This window comes from Saprospiraceae bacterium (assembly GCA_016713025.1).
In the GTDB taxonomy this organism is placed as follows: Bacteria; Bacteroidota; Bacteroidia; order Chitinophagales; family Saprospiraceae; genus OLB9.
The window spans coordinates 491,875-517,657 of the sequence record JADJPZ010000002.1 but is presented as its reverse complement, the minus strand read 5'-3'; the positions used below and the strand labels follow the sequence as shown (position 1 = coordinate 517,657).

At 36.2% G+C, this 25,783-nt stretch carries 16 protein-coding genes and 1 pseudogene; 7 read left to right on the top strand and 10 right to left on the bottom strand.

Features of this window, described 5'->3' with window-relative positions:
• Window positions 1-79: 79 nt before the first annotated feature.
• Complete coding sequence (locus IPK35_02345) at window positions 80-3,211, bottom strand: hypothetical protein (protein ID MBK8052137.1); 3,132 nt, start codon at window positions 3,209-3,211, stop codon at window positions 80-82.
• A gap of 170 nt (window positions 3,212-3,381) precedes the next feature.
• Window positions 3,382-3,888, bottom strand: coding sequence for a rhodanese-like domain-containing protein (locus IPK35_02340; GenBank protein ID MBK8052136.1), 507 nt, complete (start codon window positions 3,886-3,888; stop codon window positions 3,382-3,384).
• A 222-nt stretch (window positions 3,889-4,110) separates the two neighbouring features.
• On the opposite strand from IPK35_02340, the gene IPK35_02335 reads away from it, so the two are divergent.
• Genes IPK35_02335 through IPK35_02320 form a run of 4 tightly spaced genes read left to right on the top strand, consistent with a single transcriptional unit; the run spans window position 4,111 to window position 8,365 of the window.
• Window positions 4,111-6,783 carry a 4-alpha-glucanotransferase gene (locus IPK35_02335; protein MBK8052135.1) on the top strand — a complete coding sequence of 891 codons (2,673 nt, stop codon included), beginning with the start codon at window positions 4,111-4,113 and terminating at the stop codon, window positions 6,781-6,783.
• Window positions 6,783-7,085: a DUF1905 domain-containing protein gene (locus IPK35_02330; protein ID MBK8052134.1), complete on the top strand. Its 303-nt coding sequence runs from the start codon at window positions 6,783-6,785 to the stop codon at window positions 7,083-7,085. Before IPK35_02335 ends, IPK35_02330 begins: the two co-directional genes overlap by 1 nt.
• Window positions 7,037-7,300: a YdeI/OmpD-associated family protein gene (locus IPK35_02325; protein ID MBK8052133.1), complete on the top strand. Its 264-nt coding sequence runs from the start codon at window positions 7,037-7,039 to the stop codon at window positions 7,298-7,300. Before IPK35_02330 ends, IPK35_02325 begins: the two co-directional genes overlap by 49 nt.
• Window positions 7,301-7,306: 6 nt before the next feature.
• On the top strand, window positions 7,307-8,365 hold the full coding sequence (locus IPK35_02320) for a glutaminyl-peptide cyclotransferase (GenBank protein MBK8052132.1): 1,059 nt from the start codon (window positions 7,307-7,309) through the stop codon (window positions 8,363-8,365).
• A 97-nt stretch (window positions 8,366-8,462) separates the two neighbouring features.
• Here the strand turns inward: IPK35_02320 and dnaX are convergent, their stop codons facing one another.
• Window positions 8,463-10,238, bottom strand: a complete 1,776-nt coding sequence (gene dnaX / locus IPK35_02315) for a DNA polymerase III subunit gamma/tau (GenBank protein MBK8052131.1) — start codon at window positions 10,236-10,238, stop codon at window positions 8,463-8,465.
• 195 nt (window positions 10,239-10,433) lie between these two features.
• Here dnaX and IPK35_02310 point away from each other — a divergent pair, with 195 nt between their 5' ends.
• Window positions 10,434-13,673 (top strand): hypothetical protein, encoded by a 3,240-nt coding sequence (locus IPK35_02310; protein ID MBK8052130.1) that lies wholly within the window; start codon window positions 10,434-10,436, stop codon window positions 13,671-13,673.
• A gap of 263 nt (window positions 13,674-13,936) precedes the next feature.
• Here IPK35_02310 and IPK35_02305 read toward each other — a convergent pair whose 3' ends face one another.
• Complete coding sequence (locus tag IPK35_02305; GenBank protein MBK8052129.1) at window positions 13,937-14,728, bottom strand: response regulator transcription factor; 792 nt, start codon at window positions 14,726-14,728, stop codon at window positions 13,937-13,939.
• Window positions 14,729-15,178: 450 nt separating this feature from the next.
• Between IPK35_02305 and IPK35_02300 the strand changes: the two genes are divergently transcribed.
• Together IPK35_02300 and ltrA are read left to right on the top strand one after the other, a co-directional pair.
• Entirely contained in the window at window positions 15,179-16,387 is a 1,209-nt protein-coding gene (locus IPK35_02300; GenBank protein MBK8052128.1) for an ATP-binding protein, read from the top strand.
• Window positions 16,388-17,220: 833 nt separating this feature from the next.
• A pseudogene (ltrA, locus tag IPK35_02295) lies at window positions 17,221-18,456 on the top strand (group II intron reverse transcriptase/maturase).
• A 413-nt stretch (window positions 18,457-18,869) separates the two neighbouring features.
• Here the strand turns inward: ltrA and IPK35_02290 are convergent.
• From IPK35_02290 to IPK35_02265, 6 genes are all read right to left on the bottom strand, one after another.
• Window positions 18,870-19,841, bottom strand: coding sequence for a hypothetical protein (locus tag IPK35_02290; protein MBK8052127.1), 972 nt, complete (start codon window positions 19,839-19,841; stop codon window positions 18,870-18,872).
• A gap of 227 nt (window positions 19,842-20,068) precedes the next feature.
• Window positions 20,069-20,548: a hypothetical protein gene (locus tag IPK35_02285; GenBank protein ID MBK8052126.1), complete on the bottom strand. Its 480-nt coding sequence runs from the start codon at window positions 20,546-20,548 to the stop codon at window positions 20,069-20,071.
• A gap of 106 nt (window positions 20,549-20,654) precedes the next feature.
• Window positions 20,655-20,930 carry a hypothetical protein gene (locus IPK35_02280; GenBank protein MBK8052125.1) on the bottom strand — a complete coding sequence of 92 codons (276 nt, stop codon included), beginning with the start codon at window positions 20,928-20,930 and terminating at the stop codon, window positions 20,655-20,657.
• Entirely contained in the window at window positions 20,930-22,528 is a 1,599-nt protein-coding gene (locus IPK35_02275) for a histidine kinase (GenBank protein ID MBK8052124.1), read from the bottom strand. Before IPK35_02275 ends, IPK35_02280 begins: the two co-directional genes overlap by 1 nt.
• Window positions 22,525-24,114 carry a histidine kinase gene (locus tag IPK35_02270; GenBank protein MBK8052123.1) on the bottom strand — a complete coding sequence of 530 codons (1,590 nt, stop codon included), beginning with the start codon at window positions 24,112-24,114 and terminating at the stop codon, window positions 22,525-22,527. The genes IPK35_02275 and IPK35_02270 overlap by 4 nt, the downstream gene beginning before the upstream one ends.
• Window positions 24,111-25,733 carry a histidine kinase gene (locus IPK35_02265; protein MBK8052122.1) on the bottom strand — a complete coding sequence of 541 codons (1,623 nt, stop codon included), beginning with the start codon at window positions 25,731-25,733 and terminating at the stop codon, window positions 24,111-24,113. The genes IPK35_02270 and IPK35_02265 overlap by 4 nt, the downstream gene beginning before the upstream one ends.
• Window positions 25,734-25,783: the final 50 nt, after the last annotated feature.

The window sequence follows — 25,783 nt, the reverse complement described above, 5'->3', positions numbered from 1 at the left end:
GAAAATAAAAGTTTCATGGGTGGATTTGAATATTCCTGACTTACCACTTTTTACAAAAAACCAACAAAACCCAATCTACTTATTCAATGTTTAAAAAGCCATTGACCTGATTTGTAAAAGTCGATCCGGCAGTTATATGCAATCTTATCCCTGTAATGTTTCTAATATTTATATTTTCATTGTTAATGAAGGTGCCTGCATTATATAATCCTGTACTGGAAAGATTAAATGCATTTTTATCAATAGTCAATACACCTGAATTTGTAAAAGTGCCCCCAACATTATTTGAAAATGATCGCGATCCTGAGTTGGTGATGGATATGTTACCAGAGGTCTGATTATTGATAACCCCATGATTATTGATACCAAAACTAGTGTTTTCGTGAATGTTGCTGATATTGACAAGACCATAATTATTGATCGTACCGGAATTGGTGAGATTAAGTCCATGATTGATATTTAAGTTACTTCCGCTCGAAATTGTCAGCGTTTTCCCGGAAGATACAGTAACGGATCTGGCATAGGCCGTGACACCGCTTGGTATAGTTATGATGATACTACCTGATCCGCCTATCACCACATTCTGACATCTTCCCGGAATACTTCCCAGACTCCAGTTTGTGACAATATCCCAATTGCCAGATGCTCCGATCCAGGTGTTTGTGACCGGTGCTATAATATCATCCGTGAGACCATTGCAATTGTCATCTTTTAGATTGCAAATTTCTATACCTAATGGATGTATCAATGGATCATTATCATCACAATCCAATCCATGCCGACAATATCCGTCAGCATCCAGGTCTACACCCGAACCCAGACTGCAAAAGTCGTCAAATCTAACACCGTTTGCAAGTAGTGGATTGCCTGCAAAATTATATGCTTTGCTACAGAAGGTGGCATATGATGACGGAATACAGCCGCTGAGATTGTTATCATTCAGATATATCAAACTAAGATTAAGAGGGGTGATAGATACGGGCAGGCTTCCTGAAAGCAGATTGTTGTCCAGATACAGATTTTTTAGTGTTGCTATATTCCCTATTGAGGATGGTATACTGCCGGTAAGGAGGTTTCGACCAAGATCCAGTGTTGTAAGTTTGACAAGTTGCATAATAACTGATGGTATACTGCCGGAAATCTTATTATTATATAGCCTTAACTCTGTCAGATAATGGAGATTTACTAAATCGGATGTCAAACCAGAACTTATAATATTATTGGAAGGAAGATTGATGGCACTTACTCTGCCTATGGCGTTACACCGCACACCAAACCAATTGCAAACATTGCAATCAGTGCCATTTGCTCCATTCTGCCAACCTGTTTTGTTTGACCATTGTGCTCCGCCGGTGTTATTATAAAAACTCATCATAGCAGCAAAATCAGGATGACAAGGTAGCAAAGAGTCATTGGCACAGATATTGAACATTCCATCCTGATCACTCAGATGATCAGCTACTCTTATCAGTATGATTTCTCCCGGAGTCCTGTTATTGAGCTTAATGAGTGCATGATTTGCTTCACCGTTATTGTCATCACAGTTGACAAACTGCAAGGAATTGCAATTACCGGCATAAACTTCCATAATCAAGTCTGTCAGCCCTCCTGAAGTTTGGGAAGTAGCTATTGTCACACTTCCTGAAGGTGGAATTTCGATCTTAAACCAGACATCTTTCACCGGATTACCACCATTTCCACAAGAAAATGCTCCCGGATTTTGAGATGATGTAGCATTATGATTTGAAAACCGGAAATTTTGACAGGAGTAGTTGACTGGTAATGAGATGGCGTTATTACAAAGGTCATTTACAGGAGGCAGATTGTTGCATGAAGTGCCTGTAACGCATGATGCATATACGTACTGATCATATAAAACTTTTCCGGCTATAGCACCGAAACCATTGGATAGGTTAATGCCGACCTGATTGAGCAAATGACAGTTACTCATGATAGTACCTCCTACAGCAGGTATGATTGGGTTGGCTGCATTGTAACATGTACTGCCTTCTATAGCCTGACCATTTTGTTCTGCCCATACATTTCCGCAGTCGTCTATTTGGACTGTGTTATTTCCCCATACACAGGCATTTGTGTGCCTTAACCCCATAACGTGGCCTATTTCATGTGCTATCAGATAGGTATTATAAGTGAAATTTCCGTTTCCATTATTATTCAGACTTAGATTAGAACCCACACACTGAGGGCCCGGATATTCAGGATAAGAATTACAATATCCACCTATACCATTGGCGATACCACCTCCGATTTCTCTGCTTGAAACCAGAATTGCGAGCTTTCCGTTGTAGTTATTTTGCCGGTGGGCTACAAAGAGGTCTCTCCATTGTCCGGGATTTGTTGCAGATGTATAAGGGTCTGAATTTGTCCAGATAAATACCTGCCTGAGTACCAATGGCACCTGATGCATTGCATAAACTGCTGCTACATTATTAAATAAGTTGCCGATCCATACATTTGTTGCGTCAATATTATTGCCCAAAGCCTGATGGGTGTGATAATCACATTCCATAAATATTTCAATACAGTTTCCGCTCCTGCTTCCGGTGGTAACACGGCTCCTTTGGGATGGTATCTTAACGTGTGAATCGATAATGTCATTGTGGTGTGATGTATTGATCTTACTGAAAAATCCTTCACCAATACCATCGGACGAAATATGAATTTCATAATTTCCCTGTTCTGAAGAGATCAGATAATGCCACTCATCATCAAAGATACTTACAGTTACCAATGATTGTTCTGAGCCCTGAATAATACCTGTGTAAAATAACATATCGGAAACATCCGGATAGATTTTTTGACCTTCGCTAGTCAAAATGTGAAAATCAGGTGCGTGGATTACTGTTTTTTGTAAAGAGAGTGTAACAGTTTTTCCGCCAAAACTTATATTTTGGGTAAAGAAACCGGGAATTTCATTTTTTATCTGAAGAAAGCGGCCTTGATCTACTTTGAAACTTTCTTTCTCTGCCTTATTATATACAAGTGGGAGTAACTTGTTTTCTGAAACATTTAATAAAAAATTGATGTGCGGCTTGTTGTGGTAAATTAACTCAAGGTTCGATATCTGGCTAACAAAATGGGACTTTTCTTTTCCAATTAATTCTGTATTTACCCTCTGAGTGTACGCTGAAAACCCCAGCAATAAGTTAAGAAACAATACAATATTCCAACAATCAAGACATTTTTTCATCAATATCACATTTCTATGCTAACAATTTTAACTTGCTGTAAATATTCTTGACAAGGAACTGGTGCAAAAAAGTAAAATGTTCTAATACTTCACTTGGAGAAAAGTGATAAAAAAGATTTAACAAACTACCAGTATGTAACGTAAGATAATGGAAACACCCTAATCAGGGCTTACCATATTTTTTCTAAATCAGGATTTAAAACCCATTGACTCCACTTTCTATTGAAAGTATGAATTCTGTTGGTAGTTTTACCTTTTTTGTCAGCGAGGGTGTAATTATTATTGGCCCATTCAAAGATACTGCCGTAAAGATTGTACACATTTTTATATCCGGCCTCTTTCATCTTGGTAGCAATGATTTCACTTCTATAACCTATAGAACAATACACAACTATTTTTTTATCTTTTGGGATGTCCTTAATGTTTTCTATTTTAAATTTATCATATCCTACATATCTTGATTCAGGGATATGGGATATATCATATTCATGAATTTCCCGGGCATCAAGGAAAATTACGTCTGATTTTTTGAGAAAAGCATCTTTAACACTGATTACCGGCACACTGTATGACAAATAGCTATGAACCTTCTTGTCAAATGTTGTATTCTGACATGAAGCAGTTTTAGGGAATTGACCATAAATCTGACGACCAGATAACAGATTTAAGATACACAAAAAAAATATTCTTACTCTAAAAACATATGATTTCACTTCTAACAGATTACCTGTTCATTCTGTTTTAAAATATGTAAATTTTGAACTACAATATGAAACTTTTTATCTAATTTTAAGTATTTAACTCACACTTAGTGTATATTTGCCACTAATATCTTTTTTACTCAATATTTAGATTGATAAATATTGTGAATTTGAATTAAAGCCTAAGAAAACTTTCATATGTTTTTACATTTTCATCTGCATTACAGAACGGTGTACGGGGAGCAGATTGGTGTTCAATATTCTTCTGATTCTACAGAAACCGACAAAATTCAATATTTTCAGACTAATGATGGAGAAAATTGGTCAGGAACGTTGGAATTAAAGGATTCAGCGGTTTTGAATTATAAATATATTCTGCTAAAAAACGAAGTTGTCATTCTGAAGGAATGGGGAAAAAATCGAAAATTGCAAGGCTTGGGCCCGGGTAACGTTTATATTGAGGATAAATGGAGACCACGTGCAAATGAAGCCAATGCGTTTTTGTCTACCGCTTTTTCAAAGTCAATTTTCAGAAGAGAAATAACTGAATCAGCAAGTAAGAAGCCTCAAAAGAAACCTAAAAACCAACTGACTTTCTGTCTTCACTCAGCAATGATCCAATCCGATCTCAAATTTGGTATCATAGGCAATATACCTGAGCTCGGTTCATGGCTGAAGCCTTTATGGATGGACGAAACAGATTTTCCTTTGTGGAAGGTGAGTTTGCCCTTTGACGGTACTGATATACGCATCGAGTATAAATACGTAGTACTGGATCCGAAAGAAAACTCAGTAAAACTTTGGGAAGACGGAAGCAATAGAAAGTGTCATTTTGTACTACACCAAAATTCAAATAATCATATCATCGTCACAGATGAAAAGTTTCAATATAAAGATTCTGTGTGGCGTGGGGCTGGCGTTTCTATTCCGGTGTTTTCACTGCGGAGCCAACAGGGATTTGGTATTGGTGAGTTTTCAGACTTAAAGTTACTCACAGACTGGGCGCACAATACCGGACTTAAAATCATTCAGATATTACCCGTCAATGATACTATTGCCAACAAAACATGGCAGGATTCTTATCCATATGCTGCGATCTCTGTTTTTGCCCTGCATCCTTTATACATTCATCTTCAGTCAATCGCGCATTTCAAAAATAAAAATGATCATAAAGCTTTTTTACAACTACAGGCTGATCTCAATAACGGTACTACCGTAGATTTTGAAAAAGTGCTTGAAGCTAAATTCAGATTTCTGAAAATACTTTTCAATCAGGAATACACATCTTTCATCCATAACAATGGTATTCAGGAGTACATAGAAAGAAATGAATCATGGATCAAGCCATATGCCGCTTTCTGTCATCTGAGGGATAAGTATAGTACCATCAATTTTAATGATTGGGATGAATATGCTGTGTATAGTCCTGAATTGATCAGGTCTTTATGCAACGATGGCTATCCGGCATATAAAGAAATACAGTTTTATTTTTTCGTACAGTATCACGCAGACAAACAACTTACTGAAGCGAGGGATTATGCCAGAAGTAAGTCAGTAATTATCAAAGGAGACTTGCCGATAGGTATCTACAGATATAGTTGTGATGCTTGGGTAGAGCCTCAGCTATTCAATATGAACGAACAGGCAGGGGCACCACCGGATGATTACTCCACACTGGGTCAAAACTGGGGATTTCCTACGTACAATTGGTCTGTCATGGCTAAAGATGACTTCATGTGGTGGAAAAAAAGGATGCAGATGTTGAACAGATACTTTGATGCATTGCGGATAGATCACATTCTTGGATTTTTTAGAATTTGGCAGATACCTTTCCAGCAAGTTGAAGGTACATTAGGTATGTTCAACCCCAGGCTTCCTTTGACTATAGATGAAATCAGATCATATGGTATCCATGGAGATCTCAGCAGATTGTATGAACCATATATTACCGATGATCTTCTGAACAGATATTTTGGCAAGGATGCAGAAAAGGTATTTGAAGCCTTTTTCACAAGAAATGAGTATGGTAAGATTCGCTTTAAGCCATCTTTTGCAACTCAAAAGGATATAAATGCCTTTGTAACTAAAAATACTGATTACCAGAGATACGAAAAACAACTGTTGAGCTTACTTACAGAAATTTTGCTGATACCTGAGCCGGGAAGTAATTTCAGTATGTTCAATCCCCGGATCACATTAAGCACGACGACATCATACACACATTTGGATGATAGTTTAAAAGGAGCTATTTCACGTATACACGATGACTATTTCTTCTATCGGCATGATGAATACTGGAAACAGCAGGCATTATGGAAACTTCCTGCCATACTGGATGCCAGCGATATGCTGATCTGTGGTGAGGATCTCGGCATGATACCCAACTCCGTACCGGGAGTCATGAAAGATATGAATATCATGTCGCTCGAAATACAACGTATGCCCAAGGGAAATACTAAATTTGGAAATGTGCGCTCATATCCCTATTTTTCAGTCTGTAGTCCTTCCTGTCATGATATGTCTACCATCAGAGGTTGGTGGGAAAATGACCATGAAAATGCCAAAGATTTCTATTACAATTATCTCCATTGGCACGGGCTTACCCCTATGGTATGTGGTGAAAATATTGTTCAGACTATCGTTGATGAACATTTATCTTCCCCGAGTATGCTGGCTATTTTCCCGATTCAGGATCTTGTAGGTATGGATTCCCGATTGAGAAGGCCTGTGGCTACCGAAGAACAAATCAATGAACCCAGCAATCCAAAACATTACTGGAAGTACAGATTTCACTTACCGATAGAAGACCTGATTCATGCCGATGAACTTAATGAAAAAATTAAGGTTATGGTAATGCAGTCAGGTCGATAATGGAAACAGTCAATTTTGCTACAACTTTGTCCCGATTTCAGTCTTCTCCGCTTTGGGGCTGGTATTTTGATGTACCCAACGTCATAGCTACCGAATTTACACAAGGAACAGACAGGAGGGTGATTTGTACCATCAATGGTCAGCTAACTATACATTGTGCGCTGATGCCCAACAAAGGTACCTGGTTTGTCCTCCTCAATAAAGAAAACGTCAAAAGATCAATCTTCCTGAGCACCACGAGATCAAAGTCAGCATGTCCAAAGATACTTCCGATTATGGTATGCCTATGCCCGATGAGTTGAATGAAGTATTGGCTCAGGATTATCAGGCTTACGAATATTTTCATGCATTGACCCCAGGTAAACAACGCAACCTGATATATGTGATCAATAAAATAAAAAGCAGCGAAATTAAGATCCGAAAATCACTGGTCATTGCCGATCACCTGATTGCCAATGCTGGTAAACTGGATCATAAAATGCTGTATGAAGCACTCAGAGATTATAATAAATTTTAACTTCTTATGTCAAAAAAACCCATCAGCAAAAACATCATTTACATTATCATAGCTACTATTATCATATCAATAATTGCTATATTGTATCCACGGGAAAAGAAAGAATGGAGATATTCTGATATCGTTGTGTCTCCGGATGTCAATTCCAAAGTAGCGATAGGAGCGCCACTTATGATCAAGCTCAATGAAGAAAAGCTTTCAGATGTGGATTCTGTCATAGTAAGATACCCGGGCAACAAGGCAGATGCAAAAAGTAATTTCGGCTATACTATCAATACTAGTGGTCTACCTTTAGGGTATCATACTGCAGAAATAACAGTACATGATGGCAAAAAATCTAAAACAGTTTCACTGCCATTTGTTATTACATCCGATATAAATCCTACATCAGCAAACTTTAACAAATTATCCCAAATAGCACATGACAAAAAATCCTATACTCAGGGATTAGAATTTGCCAATGGTGTCTTATATGAAAGTACAGGGCAATACAATGAATCCACGATAAAAAAAGTAAATCATAAAACTGGACAAAATATAAAATCGATACCTCTAGCCCCTGAGTATTTTGGCGAAGGCCTTACTATTCTGAATAATAAAGTCTATCAGATCACTTGGAAGGAATCTACCTGTTTTGTATACGATGAACAATTAAATCTCCTGAAAAAAGCAGGATTCAGGACTATCACGGGCGAAGGTTGGGGATTGACAAATGATGGCACATCGCTTATAGTAAGTGATGGTTCTAACAAACTCACCTACGTCCATCCGGAAACTTTTGCTGTTGAAAAGATTATATCTGTATTTGCAGGACCCAATGAAGTGCAGTATCTCAATGAACTTGAATATGTAGATGGATTCATATACGCCAATATCTACACTACCAATCAGATTGCCAAATTAGAAGCAAAATCTGGCAAAGTCATAGCAGTCTACGATCTTTCAGCACTCAAAAATGAAAATCAGGACGGCGAAGTGTTAAATGGAATAGCTTACAATCCTGCTTCAAAAACATTTTTTATCACAGGTAAATATTGGGGTAAGATGTATGAGGTCAAATTATGATTCATGGTATGATAAAGATAACTATAATAATTTAGATTTTGTAAAGTAGCAGCTTAATTTTGTTATCAGAGCATTGAAAACTATATCCCTTCTTTATTTATATTTCGGTATCTAATTTTAGACCCAGTTTTTTGGTAAGTGATCCTAGACTTTGGTTTTTTTCCAGCATCAATATATACCTTTCTTTCTGTGTCAACAACTGGACAGGTTTGGTATCTTCAAAATCCGGAAACAAGGTTTTGTCAACATCTATCTCAAATGTCAGGTCTGTCATTCCAAGATCTTCCCTGAGCTTGTCAATAAGGTTTGACTCCTGCAAAATCATTTCTTTAGAAACGATGGTGGGCACCTTAATAGAAATAGTTTTCCCATCCAGATTCAAAATGGCTAAGTTGAGCGCTGATTGAACACTTTTTGATGGGTTGTGCTCTGAGTAATTTGACCATATCTCCTTGATAAGCTCCAAAGAGATGGTTTTCCTTGCTGCAGACCGCACTTCTTCCGTCTGTTTTATGGATGCTTTTATGGATGCAATATCTGTCATTTTTAATCCACCTGTCAGGGTAGATGAGGACCTTTTTTGTATATTTAATGGAGTGTCATGCGAAGCTGGATTAGATTCAGTACTGATTGCTGAAGTGGGGCTTAAATCAGGTACCGGAGCAGTTTGTACTGATGACTCAGTAGGTTTTTCAGGTTGCGAGACACCGGACTCGTTCAGGACTTTAGTTTTTTTTTCCTGAGATTCGGCGGAACTTCCGAAAATTTCAATGTTTGTTGCCCTGTTGAGATAGGTAAGTTTACTCAAAGCAAGCTCGACCTGCAGTCTTTTATTTTTAGCACGCACCAGATCGACATCGCACTTGTTGAGAATATTAAGCCCGGACAGCAAAAAGGAGGTGGTCGCTAAGGCTGCCTGATTTTTATATCTAAGTTTCAAGTCATCGCTGGCCTCAAGGATATTTAATGTAGCTGGAACTTTAGCTATCAGCAAATCTCTGAAATGCTCTGCAAGACCCACTACAAAATACTCTGCATCAAATCCCAGTTTGACAATTTCGTTGAGTGTAAGGAGTACACTGGTGATATCTTCTCTCAAACAGGCATCAGTGATACGGAAGTAATATTCATAATCAAGCAAATTCAGGTTGGCTACTACATCTTTATAGGTAATAGTGCCATCCGTCGAACTCGAAATTTTGTCAAAAATAGTGAGTGCATCTCTCATCGCACCATCTGCTTTTACTGCTATAGTATGCAAAGCCTCCAGCTCAGCAGTAATACCTTCTTTCTGAGCTATTTTTTCCAATTGAGTTACCGTATCGGAAAGTTGAATTCTTTTGAAGTCAAATATCTGACACCTTGAAAGTATAGTGGGGATGATTTTGTGCTTTTCCGTCGTGGCAAGTATAAAAATCACATAGGATGGCGGTTCTTCAAGGGTTTTCAGAAATGCATTGAATGCCTGTGAAGACAACATATGAACCTCGTCAATGATAAATACCTTATATTTTCCATTCTGAGGCTGAAAACGAACCTGTTCGATTAGTGTCCGTATATTTTCTACGCTATTGTTGGAAGCTGCGTCCAACTCAAGTATATTAAATGAAGAGTTGTCATTAAAAGCCTTACATGACGAACACTGATTACATGCTTCGACTTTATTTATGGGGTTTTCGCAGTTGATAATTTTTGCAAGAATCCTTGCACATGTTGTTTTGCCTACTCCTCGCGGACCGGTAAATAGAAAAGCATGCGCCAGGTGCTCCGTTTGCAGGGCATTTTTGAGTGTTTTGGCAACGTGGTCCTGTCCAACCACTTCATCAAAAGTAGTAGGCCTGTATTTACGTGCAGAAACCACAAAATTGCTCATACTCTAAGATTGATTTTATGTTAGAACAGGATCTGAATAAAAGAAATTTGTCTTACACTCGCCAGTCTCAACAAGCCACAAAAATATAAAAAAATATGAGATTAAATGCTGTATCCTGATACAGAATGTTAAAATCTATAGAATTTTAAAACTTTTGATCCATTTTTAATCTTTCTTTTTGTACTTTGCATCACAATGAGAAATACGGTTTTCATATTTTGGTTGTCATTGTCAGCTTTTGTCACTCACGGTCAAAGCATCAATACTGAGTTTGGTAAAAACAGAGTGCAATATCATGATGATTTTAAAAACTGGTGGCAATATGAAACTGAAAATTTTATTACTTACTGGTATGGAAAAGCGCGTAACATAGCTCATCCGACCATTCAGATGGCTGAAATGGATCATGAAGAGATTCAAAGAGTGCTCGAACATCGCATGAATGATAAAATCGAAATTATTGTATATGTTGATGTTTCTGACCTTAAACAAAGTAATATAGGTACTGAAGAGACATTTGTCAATAAAACCGGCGAAACCAAAATTGTTGGCAACAAAATGTTTGTCTATTTTGATGGAAATCATCACAATCTGCGAAAGAAAATCCGGGAAGGTATTGCGACAGTTTACCTTAATAATATGCTTTTTGGAACCAATATTCAGGAAGTCATCCAAAATGCACTCCTTCTGAATATACCTGAATGGTACAAACAAGGTATCGTAGCATATGCCGCATCCAACTGGAATTATTATATAGAAGATGAACTCCGCGATATCTGGAAAAGGAATAAAAAATACCACCAGTTTGCTAAGATGGAAGAGGCATTTCCCAGAGTTGCCGGTCATTCATTTTGGTTCTATATTGACCAGAACTATGGAAAGTCTGCCATTTCAAACCTACTCTACCTTACTAAGATAAGCAGAGGTACCGAAAATAGTTTCGAATACATATTGAATGTAAGTCTTCCGGAATTAAAGAAAGAATGGTCAAAGTATTATACTCAATACTTCAATTCTGAAAAAGAAAAATTTATTCCAAAATCAAAATCTGCAGAAGTAAAACTTGGAAATAAAAAGTATAGCCCCATTTCCAGTATAGTGCTCAATCCAAAAGGTGATGAATTGCTCTACGCGCACAATGATCAGGGAAAATTCAAAATTGTAGTAAGAGATATAAAGTCAGGTGAAGAGAAGATCATTTTCAAATATGGATACAAAAATGTATTTCAGGAGACAGATTATAATTATCCTCTACTTGCCTGGCATCCTTCAAAACCCGAAATTACTTTTGCTTATGAACACCGAGATGTGATCAAATTGGTCAAATACAGGCTTGATTCAGGTGAAAAAATGGAACAAATCATCCCTACGGATTTTCAAAGAATATACAGCATCAGTTACTTAAATGATCTGGATTATATTATGTCGGCCAGCCTTGACGGATTCTCAGATCTGGTACTCTATAAGTCAAAAAATCGCAATTTTGAAAAAATTACAAACGATTATTATGACGATCTGGATGCACTGTACACTACAATCGATGGTAAAAAAGGTATCCTTTTTTCATCTAACCGTAAAAATCAGGATATCGAATCTGTACGACTCGATACTATACTACCATTAGATAAGTTTGACATTTTTTTTCTGCCTGATGGTTCAAAAGAATTACAGCGACTCACTGCCACATCATGGATCAATGAAAGATTCCCTTTCCCTGCCGGCGATGGCAAACTGGTCTTTACCGGTGATGCTTCAGGAATGATAAACTCATATATTCTGGATCTGAAAAATAATCAAACATATGCTTTCAGCGATCTGGACAGAAATCTTATCAGGCACCATGCCGTTGCAGGCTCAGGAGTATACATCACTACATATTATAAAGATGGTATGTATAAGTTTTATAAAGAAAAAACAGATTTTTTAGCATCAGTCGTACCACACACTACACAGTCGGCTGTTTCCGGAACAGAAAGTCAAAAAGCTTTTATTCCACTGATCGATGAACCTATTTCTAAAGATACTAGTATCCCTGACGAATACAAATTTCAGACAAAATATGCCGACCCTGTGGAATTGGAGCCGATAAAAATCAAACAAGCGGATGCTGAAACCAGTGGCAATAATTTTCGTCTTTCTATCAATAATCCTTCCGAAATTAAGCAGGTCGAGCCGTTTAATAACAACAGAGCCATTGCCGCAAATAATAAATTCGGACTGAGTAATATTACCACAAAACTGGACAATGATATTTTGTTTGAAGGTCTGGAAAGTTATACAGGAGACAGACAGCAATTGCTTACCACACCTATGGGACTTTTACTTAAGGCCAACATCAGGGATTTGTTTGAAGACTACAATATTGAAGGTGGGGTAAGGATTCCTACAAGCTTAAATGGATCAGAGTATTTTCTTGTTTTTGATAATAAAAAATCCCTTATTGACAAAAAAATTGCATTGTATAGAAAATCAAATACTTACAATTCAGAACCTGATGCTAATCAATCATTCCTGTCAAGGTCTAAAAAAACGGCTCTTTTAGGTATGTTCCAGATGAGATATCCATTTGACATCTACAGGAGTGTCAGAGCTACTTCAACTCTAAGGCTTGACAGATTTCTGGCACTAAGCACAGAAACCAATTCATTTGAAGCGCCTGCAGCCAGCGAAAAAAGAATAAGCCTGAGGGTCGAATACATATATGACAACACTCATGACGCTGCTCTGAACATTAAAAATGGTACAAGATACAAATTTTACAGCGAGATCATTAATCAGTTTGACTTGCAGGTAATCGATGGGTTTAAATTTGATGCATCCAGAGGGTTTACTGCTTTATTCGGTTTTGATGCCAGACATTATATTCCACTGCTTGGGAAGTCTGTCCTTGCGTTGAGAGCCGCAGGTGCTACATCTTTGGGTTCTCAAAAGATGTTGTACTTTTTAGGTGGAGTGGAAAACTGGATTCTACCAAAATTTGATAATAGCATCCCCATACGGGAAGAAGGGAGTTTTGCTTATAAGGTCAATTCTTTTCACTTGCGTGGCTTCAACAATAATATCAGAAACGGTGCTTCCTTTTTACTTTCCAACTCTGAGTTGCGCATACCATTTATGCAGTACATTCTTGGAAATAATAAAGGAGCTTCATTTTTCAAAAACTTACAGATTACCGGCTTTTTTGATGCGGGTTTGGCGTGGCATGGACCTTCACCATTTGGAGCAGAAAATCCTCTCAACAGGTTGCAACTTTCAAGTCCGCCTCTCATCACATTGGATCTTGAGTATTTCAGAGATCCATTGGTAATGGGCTATGGGGTGGGTTTGCGTACTCAATTACTAGGCTATTTTATAAAAGCCGACTATGCCTGGGGTATTGAAACCAGAACAGTTCAAAAACCCAAGTTGTTTTTGAGTTTTGGCGTGGATTTTTGATTCCTTTAGAAAGGCAAATCATCAAAGTCAGCAGTTAAGTCACCGTATGTAAGAGTATGAGATGTTTGGTAATTTTCATTCATCTAACTAACTCCACTACTTTGTAATATTTGTAGTTTGAAAGCCTAAAGGGTTTTTAATAAAATAATCAAAGGACGATCTTGTAATTCAAATTCAATGCCGTTTAGATAAGAGAATTTTGGTTGTTTTTACCCATCCAAGGGAAGGACTTCATAAAGTGGCTTAACTAGAGGACATTGAATTCAAATTCCTAAAGCACTTTTGACATCCTGAGTATAACTGTCAGAGGTTATCACTGCCGTGCGATCCTTGTCATCCAGGACCAGCATGAGTCTTCCTTTGAAATATCGGTGGATCTCGGCTATCCACGTCTTGTTGATGATATAGGATCGGTGAACACGTATAAAATTATCTGGCAAAACCTCTGAAAGCATGACCAGCGATTTTTCGCAGAGATAGGTTTTATTATCGGCAAGAGAGATCGTGACGTATTTGTCGTCTGCCTTGATGTGGGTGATGTCTTCAAAATCGATCAGTAGGATTTTTTGTCCTGATTTGACTGCAATGGTGGTTTGTTTAGGTTTATTTTGTGCCTTAAAAAACAATTCTGCCAGCTGTAAATAGTCCGGCTTATGGGTTTGCCTTGCAAAATGACCTATCTTTTCGATAGCTTTTGTGAAACGATCTTCATCAAATGGTTTGACCAAATAATCTACGGAAAATACGTCGAAAGCCTGAATAGCATATTCTGCATACGCCGTGGTAAAGATGACCATAGGATGATAATCCAATGCACTGAGGACCTTAAATCCATTCATGTCCGGCAAATGAATATCCAGAAATATAATATCAGGATGATGAGATTTAATCAACGCAATAGCATCTCTTCCTGTATCTGCCATACCACAAAGCATAATTGTATCCTGATGCAGACTCAACATGTGCTGCAGTCGGAGTCTGGCCGGATATTCGTCTTCTATGATGATGGCTTTGTACATGCAGGCAAAGAAACGATCTATGAGACAAGTATCCAAATTTTTTCTGACGAAACAGGATATAGGTGCGTGAATTGGATGATGGAAAGTGATTGAAGTCTTTTTGCAGGATTATGATTATACCGACGATAATTTTTTTGAGTAAAGACGATGATATTAATATCTCTATCTGAAAAAAAATTATGTCTTCATTATACTCAAAATCAATATTGTTGATTAAGACATTTTTCGCAAATAAGTTTATTTAGAGTATATTATCCAATTTTGGTCAATGCAGTCAACAGTAAGCATACTCTAAGAACCTACTTGTAAAATGCTAATCCCAAGGGATAAAATGAATATGTTTTTTATGATTAACAATTATTAATTATGTTTATCTTATTTAACATTATTACATTTTGTATTATACTAAAAACAATTGTTAATAATGTTTCAATAAAAACCATATCTTTGCAATAGTTTATTAAGAATGCAAAAAAAGATAACAATATGAACATTGAAGCATTAGAAAATCTTTTGGAAATAAGTAAGCGAAGAATAGCCAATACTGAGACTGAATTTTTGCGTGAAATATATGCGGATATAGAATGGAAGTCAAGATTGATCCTGCTGAAAGGATGCCGTGGAGTAGGTAAGACCTACATGATGTTGCAACATTTAAAATCATCGAGTGATATAAGTGCCTATTTATCATTGGATAATATATTTTTTCTATCAAATTCATTATCAGAAACGGTAGACGCATTGTACAACAAAGGATACCGGCTCTTTGGATTGGACGAAGTACATAAATATCCAAATTGGTCTATCGAAATTAAAAATATTTATGACAATTACTCAGATGCAACGCTTGTCATCACTTCATCGTCAGCACTGGACATCATGGCCGGACAAGGTGATCTTAGCAGGCGAATGGATGAATACAGAATGAGAGGCTTGTCTTTTAGTGAATTTATAACATTTGAGTACAAGGAAGAATTACCGAATTTTTCTATGGAAGAATTACTAAAAAACCATACTGAAATCTATGACGAATATTATGAAAGACTGGACTTAAACAGAAAATTTAATACCTATCTCAAAAAAGGATATTATCCATATTATAAAGAATCAGGAAATAAATATCATGATCGGTTACAATCCGTCATCCTGCAAGTGATCGATTCTGACATGGCGGCTATATTCAAAATCGACTATGAGTCAGCGCGTCAAATCAAAAAAATGCTGGCACTCATAGCCGGGATTGTACCTTTCAGCCCTAATGTATCCAAGCTCTCAAGAGATCTCAGCATGTCGCGCAATAGTGTACTGACGTACCTTGATTATCTGTCAGAAGCAGACATCATTTACGGATTAAAATCTACGGTAAAGTCCGATAGTGCACTGACTAAACCTGATAAAATATACCTTGAAAATACAAATCTTCTTTATGCTTTTGATGTAGCAACTGTAAATAGTGGCACCATAAGAGAGACTTTTGTGATGAATACTTTGAGTAAGTCAGGCCATGTTTCTACACCATTGAAGGGAGATTTTATGATCGATGAAAAATATGTCATCGAGGTTGGCGGTGCCCATAAGACTTTTCATCAGCTCAGTGGTATGCCAAATGGTATACTCGTAAAGGAAGGCATAAGTAAAGGAGCCAAGGGGGTTTTGCCGTTGTGGATGCTGGGATTATTGAAGACAAAAAGGTAAGGTTTTTGATACTTAGGGTCTGCTGAAAAAGTAGCATCCCTCAATTTTTATAAAGCTATTGGTGTGGTTAATTGTTCAAAAACAAGCGATAGTGAACATGAACGTAGTGTAGTGCAAAGCACCAAAGGCGGGTAAGCCTTTGACGAAGTGAACCGCTAGCGGATGGGCAGAAAAAGTGCGTCTATTGCCAATGATAAATATTTGATGTAAAGGACAGATAATCAAGGAAATAGAAAAAGCATTTTGACATGAGAGAGAACGTTGCTTCGCAATCGCCTTTTTTGAACTAGCGTTTTTTGGTTACTTTTTGTGTGCCATGAAGGTAGGTTGGTGAAAGCCTACCATGTTATATTGAAGATGATACAACAACATGAGTGACCATGTTGCGAAGTATCGGCAAGGGATTTTAGGGTAACTTGTCAAACCGCTCTTTTCTGCAAATCGAGTAATTGAAATGTAGTAAGCGTTAAGAGAAAAGGCGTATTAAAACGTCAGGTATGATATATAGAGATGAATGCGAATGAATCGTTGATGAAACATCGAAAAAACAGAGATATGGATAAAATCGGGTTGTAAAAAGGACTCAGAGATAAGCATTGCGGACGCCTAATTACTGGCAATGTATCCATCGGTGTAAAGACGACATGAATGTATATTGGGCTTCAATATAAAACTTGGGAGAACCACATTTGGTAGCGCGGAAGATGCGTTATGTGGTAGTCGGACTAAGTCATAGTAGTGCTTTAAAGGCCAATGAAAGTTGGTAATAGCGAAGGGCTTAGGATGTGGATATTATTTAACATTAAACAACTCCGTAGAGGAGGAAGATTGAAATGGAAGTAAGAGTAAACCAAAGCATACCAATCGAACGTCAGTGGGTTACGCAGGCATATTTAAAGCTGCGTAAGGGCGGGAAAGCCGTTGGAGTAGATGAAGAAACTTGGAAGGCATTCGAAAAGAAGTTAAGTAGTAATCTCCATAGTATATGGAGCCGACTGGCTTCAGGAAGCTACCATCCAAGTGCAGTTAGAGAAGTAGAAATCCCAAAGAAAGACGGAACGAAGCGCAAGTTGGGTATTCCTACAATACGAGACAGAATCAGTCAACAAGTAGTGAAGGAATATATGGAAAGTCGCATAGATGGAATTTTTCACCAAGATAGTTATGGTTATCGCCCATTAAAGAGCGCACATCAAGCATTACAAACAGTAATTAAGAATTGCTATCAATATGATTGGGTGATAGACATGGATATCAGTAAATTCTTCGATGAGATAGACCATGAAATCATGCTAAAGGCAGTAGCACATGTTATGCCTGAGAAATGGGTATTGATGTATGTTAAAAGATGGTTAGAAATGCCAATCCAAGACAAAGATGGAAGTATAAGGAATAAGGAAGGCAAAGGCACTCCACAAGGCGGAGTTATAAGCCCTTTATTAGCAAACTTATATCTGCACTTTACATTAGATAAATGGTTTGACAAAACCATCCTGATGTAAGATTTGTAAGATATGCGGATGATGTAGTAGTCCACTGTAAAAGTGAACGACAAGCACAACATATACTTACACAAATCAAGCAACGTCTCGGAGAAGTGAAACTAAGCATCAAAGAAAGCAAAACAAAGATAGCCTATTGCAAAGATTATCGACGGAAAGCAAACCATGAACATGTAACATTTGATTTTCTGGGCTTTAGCTTTAAACCTTCCAAGATGATAATGAAAGACAAACAAATCTTGTTAGGATTCTTAGGAGACATCAGCAAAAGCAGTAAGAAAAAAAATAATGGAAGAGTTTCGAATTAATAAAGCGATGAAACATACTGATTTAGAAATACAGGACATTGCAGCAAGAATAAATAGCAAATTGATTGGATGGACAAATTATTATGGTCTCTTCACAAAACGTGGACTAAACACCTGCTTTTATAATTTTAATAAACGGATATTGAAGTGGATTAGAAAGAAGTATAAAACAGGGTCAAAAGAAGCGTTGAACATGTATGAAATGATAAGAAAAGAAAAGCCAGAGCTTTTCTATCATTGGTCAAAAGGGTATTGTTGAAAAGGTTTTAACCGCATCAAGAGCCGTGTGAAGGGAGATCTTCAAGCACGGTTCCGTGAGAGGCTTGCGGGTGAAACTCCCGCTTGCCTACTCGACTTCTGGGTAAGCATTCCAAAGGAATATGTGAGAGCAAAAGATGCAAAAAAGTGACTGCCGTCCGCATAGGACAATGTTAAATCAAAGTGCAAAGGTTTTACTCATTATACATCAAAAAACCTTGCACTTGTATAAAAATATAATTGAATAAAATATTGAAATTCAGCAACATATAATATATTCAGCAAACACTACTTAGCATAAATAGTTAATTGCTATTGTGAGCATCATTTTATTTAGATATTCAAAAAGTATAATTGTTAATCATGATTAACAATTATACTTTTTGTATTTTTTAATAAACAAATAAATGTATATTATTTTTTCTGCTTAGCCTCTATCGCCGGTAGATCTTTTTTGTATTGCGCAGGATCCCATTGTATTTGCCAGTTGCTGACATAATCTGCTAAGGGTGGTAAGCCTACTGAAGCGCGACGCTGATCCACATTTTCAGGGTCTTCTAAAGGTAACACATAGTGCTGCCCGGATTCATTATCTCTTCCCACCTGACTGCCATAAATCTGCCGTTTTCCTTGTCTCAATGCTACACGGTCTTCCAACAAAGCCAGATTGCTGCCCTGTGCTTTATTGTTTTTCACTGCTTCCCGCATCATAGGCAAGTACTTTTCCTGAACGGGCAGATCTGCATGCTGTATCACTAAAAACAAAGCAGAGCTACCCTGTCTTCCGACTACATCCGGACCGAGCCAGCCATGTTTGTCCAGTATATTACAGACTTTGATCAGGTTGATCGAGTCCTTTTCATGGATTGTCTTCCAATGGTTTTGCATTTCAGGTGACTGCCAGCCATACTTTTTTTCTATCTGATCTATTTGTTGTCTGTATTTCTGATCCTCCGTGTACACGGTATCCAGTATAGCCACCAAGGTCTTGTCCAGACCGACTTCTTCTTTTTCCTTGTTGTCTTTGATGATGGCAAGTAATGTAGCCCATCTTTTGTCACTGTGGAGTGCTTGGAGATCTGCATCGTTGGTGATGTGTGCCAAATTGGTATAATTGGATTTGGTCGCAATCCTGTCCAATTGAAAAAATGCACTATCGGGCACACCTGCCAATGCCCAGGAACAAGCGGCATTGTATCTGTCATTTGACGTACCTTTCCAGCCAATGGCTTTGAATGCTTCTGAATATTTTTGTGCAGATCGTAGATAGTCTTTAGCATTATAGAGGGAGTCTGCGGCTTTAACCAGGCTTATATATTGAGGGTTTTGGCTTTGCAAATTTATTGAGATCAAAAATAAGATTAAGGAATTAAAAAGGTATTGCATGATAAATTTTTTTGTGAATATATTAATGATGTTTTTTATTATGGGTATTGTGATATTTGTTTAACACAAATTTATTATTTAATCAAGCTAAAATTTATCATTTTTTGTAAACAAAACCAGTTCAAAAAGGTGGCTTATAAAATAAGCAGCGCCGAAGTAAAACCACCAGGGAACGAATATAAATGGTGAAATTAAATATCCCTTAAGAGTAATTGTTTGGTAATGATTTAAAAAAGAGATCTGCCCAATCCGGTTTTTACTATTTGCATAGTTGCTATCAATTTTCCACCGAAGTACTCTCCAAAACACCCAACCCCAAGGATTACTGTTAGGGATATTAATACATATTCGACTGATTCTAAGCCCAGATATTTCTTTTTAACCTTGTCAAGGATAAAATATATTGCAAAAAATATAATTAAATTCTTTATGAAAAATAGATTGAACCTAAACGAAAAAGGTAGCTCTTCACTATGTTTCCCCGCAAAAAATCCTGCTGTTACAATAAGGACTATATAAATGATGATATCGCGATCTATCACCATTTCTGTTTTGATATACTCATTACACCATTTTGTCAATATAATGCCTATAGTAAACATGAAAATGTACCAAATATTTGCTGGAAATTTGGTTGTTTTTTGAGGTTCTTTTTTCACCACCGGGCCATAGGTTGATAAATAATATTTTTCCTTTAAATTTTCCATTTCAGCTTTTGAGACATAGGATGTATCCAAATTGAAATGGTTACTGTTATGTACAAATTTTTTTATGACATCAGAACCCAGACCCATTCTTTCATCTAATGAATTTTCAAAGAGTGAAAAAAGACCAAAGATTGTTTACCTTTTTTGTATACTGGACAACCAAACCTTTATTTGCTGATGAACCAACTACCCTAAATGCCGTAACCACAGTTTTTATCTTATTCTTTTCTTTCAGGATTACCAAGTCACCTTTTTTGGCATGTTTAAATAATTTCAGCGCGTATCCGTGTTCTTTATATAATTCTTTTTGAGGTAAGGAGTCATAATAAATGTATCCGCCTAAGAGTAAAATGATGGTGATAAAAATGTATGTTTTGTTCATTATTGTATTGTCTTTAAAGTGATTTCTAATTGTTTTTTGGGGTCATTTGAAAAATTCATAGTAAACATATTTCCATACAATTCTTGCAAGATTTTCCTGATTTGAGTTAGTTCACTATCAGAAAGTATGTTCTGGTCATATTGTTGACCGGTATCAAAAACCTTTATAGATAAAGTGTCGCCCACTTTTGTGATAGTCAATTTTATTTCTGTCAGATCTTTTGATGCATTGTAACCATGTTTAATAGCAAACTCTAAAATAGGTGGCAATATGAATCGAGGTAGTTTTTCATTGTCAACATAAGTAGAAATATTTGCATCAAAAACCAACTTACCACTGTATCTGATTTTTTCAACATCCATATATGCATTTACAGCCGCCATTTCATCTTCAACAGTAGCCCAATGTTTGTTCTCTTTATTGGTGATATATCTGTAGTAAGTTGCCAGCGAGAGTGCAAATTTCTCAGTTTTTTCAGGATGTACGCTGGTAATGCCTGCTAAAGCGTGGAGTGAATTGAATAAAAAATGATGATTGATCTCTAATCGGGCATCATGCAATGTATTTAGTGACTTTTCAGCTTCATCAAGAGTGGATTTTAGCAGCCTTGACTTTCGCCGCAATGAATATAAATATATAGTAAGGTTACTAATAAATTTGGCAATAATAAATATGAACCACAGCCTTTGAGACATCGAGGTTATCCAGAAAGATGACGAATGCATAGGAGTATATTGACTATTGTTTGTAAAAACATCATTTACAAAAGATTTTATTAAAAACTCTATACTAAAACTTAATGTCAAAAGTAGTGCCATGATAATCCATTGTCTCTCTGCAAAATCGTCTGTTTTGATCATATTTTTGAAATATTGAAAAATCAAAAACACCAAAACAAAAACGAAAAACAATGATGGAATGGTAGTAAATGAATGGCTTCCACTGACCATGTGCATTCCCATTTCAAAAGCGATAACAAATGGTGAAATAATAAATAAAAATGCGACAATGAAAATTATAAATACAAATGCTTTGGTTTGAAATGTTGTCTTTAGTATCTTTAGCGAAGTCAGGTATCTATAAAATGATATGATTAGATATGCCAGAAATGTGAGAACTGTAAAGGTGAGTGGTGCATCCGGATCCATCAATGATATCAGCTTGTGATATTGAGTTTTGGAGAAAGTGTGGATTTGATAGACATTCCTTAGCGAATCCTGATCTGCCAGGCTATATATTGTGATCTTATCATCAAATTGGCTATCGTCATTGACCAAATCTCGTAGCCAATAAGTGGTTTTGCCTTTTGATTTATTTATCGCATTATAATAAGACCTTGGGATCTTTCTGATATTTTTTCCAAATCTCACAGCCAACTCATCTGATGAAGTCCATCCTTCTATTTTAAAAAATTTCACCGGTTTATTATTGATGGTCAGTATGCAAAAGATGCTTTCACCTTTTACTTTCAAGTTATTTTTGTAAGAATATCTATACCCAAAGCTATCCCATTTATCACTTGAAGATGAAAAAATATAATATGTGTATAAAAATATACCAGCAAATATAAAGATGTAATATAAGGTTGCTTTTTTCATGTTTTTTTCGATTTTAATACAATCTCCACATATTTTTCTGCACCGTTTACAAAATTCAATTCATGTTGATCAGGCATGAGCCATTTCAATTTTTTCCTGACGGATGCGATACCAAAACCGGACTCCATCTGCTCACTGAAAGGTACACCATAGTCCATTACTATGATTTTCGTTTCGAATTCTGTTTTAGTTATTTTAATAATAATATCTATCATCTCTGTATTTTGATTAAATCCATACTTGATAGCGTTTTCTACCAACGGTTGTAGGGTAAATGCCGGAATCTCAACTTCCAATGCTTCATTTTGTACTGAAAACCTGACATCAAGCCTGTCTCCAAACCTGATTTTTTCTATATTGATGTATGACTTTAATATCTCCAGTTCTTCTCGCAAAGGGATTGTTGCGGTGCTGCTTTTGTCAGCATACTCTTTGTAAAACCTGGCTAATTCATTGACCATTTGTTCTGTTTTAAGTGGTTCTGTACGCGCAAGAGACGCTACACTGTTGAGTGAATTGTACAAAAAATGTGGATTGATGCGGGATTGGATGGAAGCTATGGTAGTACCTACTTCAAGTTTTTCTGATTGTCGGGTTATAAATTCCTTTTCTTCTTTTCTTAATTTAAAAATATAAAATGTCAGATTGGCTAAGAAGTTTGCTAAGGCGAAGTAAATCCACAATGGGTACCATCCTAAAATATCTGAAAATATCGAAAACCTAATATCCTTGCTACCCTCAGTAAAATTAAAAAAAACATAATTTGTTAAATGCCCACCAATATATTCTACAATTAAACCAAAGACTGCAATAATAAAAATTTTTACGAGTTCTCTTTTCCAGAAGTCAAGTTTTACCCATTTTTTATTGGTCCATTTTATTACGAACCATAAACCATAAAATGTAAATATATTTTTGACAAATAAAATTTTAAACAAAAAACTGCTCGAGCTTCCACCGAATAATGACGCTAAACTAACCGCAGCAAAAGCCAAGATACTTAATATAATGACATTACTTAATCTTGAATAATTTATATTTAATTTTTCATAAGATAAATTAACCAAAAAAATAATGATATACATTCCTAATAAAGTAATTAGTCTGGATGAAATAATAATCATATTTTTTGGAGTATAATCTCTAGTAATGAGCCTTTTGTAGAAAAAGCTTTTGTTTTTTTCGTTCAGTTCTAGTATCTTTGATTGAGAAATGATAGACAGACCTTGACTCCAAATATTTTTATTATCATATAGCTCGGACACCCAAAGTTCTGATGTATGAATTTCTACTCCTTCTTTTGTAAATCTTTTTTTAACCAAGTTTGATGGATCGATTACCTTTGGATCTGTACCATATCTAATACATAATTGATGATTTTGGGTATGGCCTATTACTATTAAGTAAGTAATTTGATAATTACTGTCAACTAAAATACCTATATCATTTGGCTCAGCATTTTCGTAACTCCAATCACTTAGATAATAATGATAATCTTTTCTAAAATTTAATTTGTATAATTCCCAAGAGACTAACGATATAATGCCACAAAGTAATACAAAACTATAGATATAGACCTTTTTCATACTTTCTCATTTTTATTGGTTAATACTATCTCCACACACTTCCTGGGCTCATTGATGAAACTTATGCTGTGCCTATCAGGATAAAAACGTTTCAACTGATCTTTTACATTCCTGATGCCTGTACCGATTTCCATACTATCTCCAAAAGGTTTGCCACTATCACAGACCATTAATTTAAGCGTTTTGTCATCAATTGTGATGGCATTTATAGTGATTTTTGTAAGATTTGTATTTGAATTATACCCATATTTTAGGGCATTTTCCACCAATGGTTGCATCAGAAATTTAGGTATTTGGATATTCCCTGCATCTTCCGATATATCAAAAGAGTAACTTAGTTTTTCGCCCATTCTGGTCTTTTCTACTTCAAGATATGCTGTTAGTGCTTCTATTTCTTCCTTGATGGTAATCCAAGTTTCATCATTTCTATTGGTGGTATATCTGTAGTATTTGGCCAGAGAGAGGGCGAGTGTTTCGGTTTTTTCAGGTGATACGGGTGCCAATGCTGCGATGGCATGAAGGGAATTGTATAAAAAATGAGTGTTGACATAGGCTTCTGATTGTTGCAGTGCCTCAGCGGATATCCCGGCTTCTGTAGTGACGGATTGTAATTGTCTGGATTTGCGACGAAGGGAAGAAATGTATTTGACCAGATTATTGAAAAAATTGGCAGAAGCTATTAAAACCCAAAACTTAAAAGAAACTACCAGAAATACTGGAAACATGGAAGTAACGTCATATCTTCCTTGGTTTTGAGCATTAAGTAGTAAGTAATCAAAACAAATCCTGAAAATAAACTCGAATCCTATTCCTAATACAATGATGCTAAAAAACTTTGTAATTTCTTTTTCTTCAAATGGCATTCTATCAACTCTTCCGGAGATATTTTGAAATGCTAAAAACACCAAAACGTGACTTAAAAAGACATAAACATATCCTATCCAAGACTCATCATAAAAAGAAGAATACAGCATGAAATTTCCATTTAAAAACGCATAAATCATAATCACAAAAATGATAAGAGAAAGCCGAAGAATTGTATACTTTTTTGCTGATATAAAGGTCTTTGTCAGTATGTCAAAAAGGTAAAATATGATGAATAAACTCAATAATAAAACTATCAGTAATAAAGGACCTCCAAAGTAATATTGCAGATTTAATTTGTAAATAAAGTCCATTTCAGGTTGACCATTATCGTAGCCATGTATCGTATTACTTGAAAATATGAAGTCTATTTCATTTTTAGATAAAAAATCAAGTTTATCATTGAAGTTATCTTGATTTTCCAGTACCTCTGCTACCCGGTTTTTATGCTCATCTATCAGTAAGCCTTTTTTTAGCAAAATAGTCGATTGGCTTAAATCAGATGGTAAAATACCTGTATCTTTTCCGTATGCAATACAATAAGACGAGTTGGTTGTTATGCCAATAATTTTAAAGAATGACTTTTTTAATAGAGAATCCTGGACTACATACAGATCTCCGGGATTTACTGAACCTAAACCCAATTTGTTCCGGTACTTTACATTTTCTTCCCACTGAGAAGTTGCATAGTTTCCGAGAAAAAACAAAAACACTATGACTGCTAAAATTCCAGCATACATAAAATACTTCTTCATGGCAATACTATTTACCAACAAAGTAAAGATAAAAGTCCAAGTACTCAAAG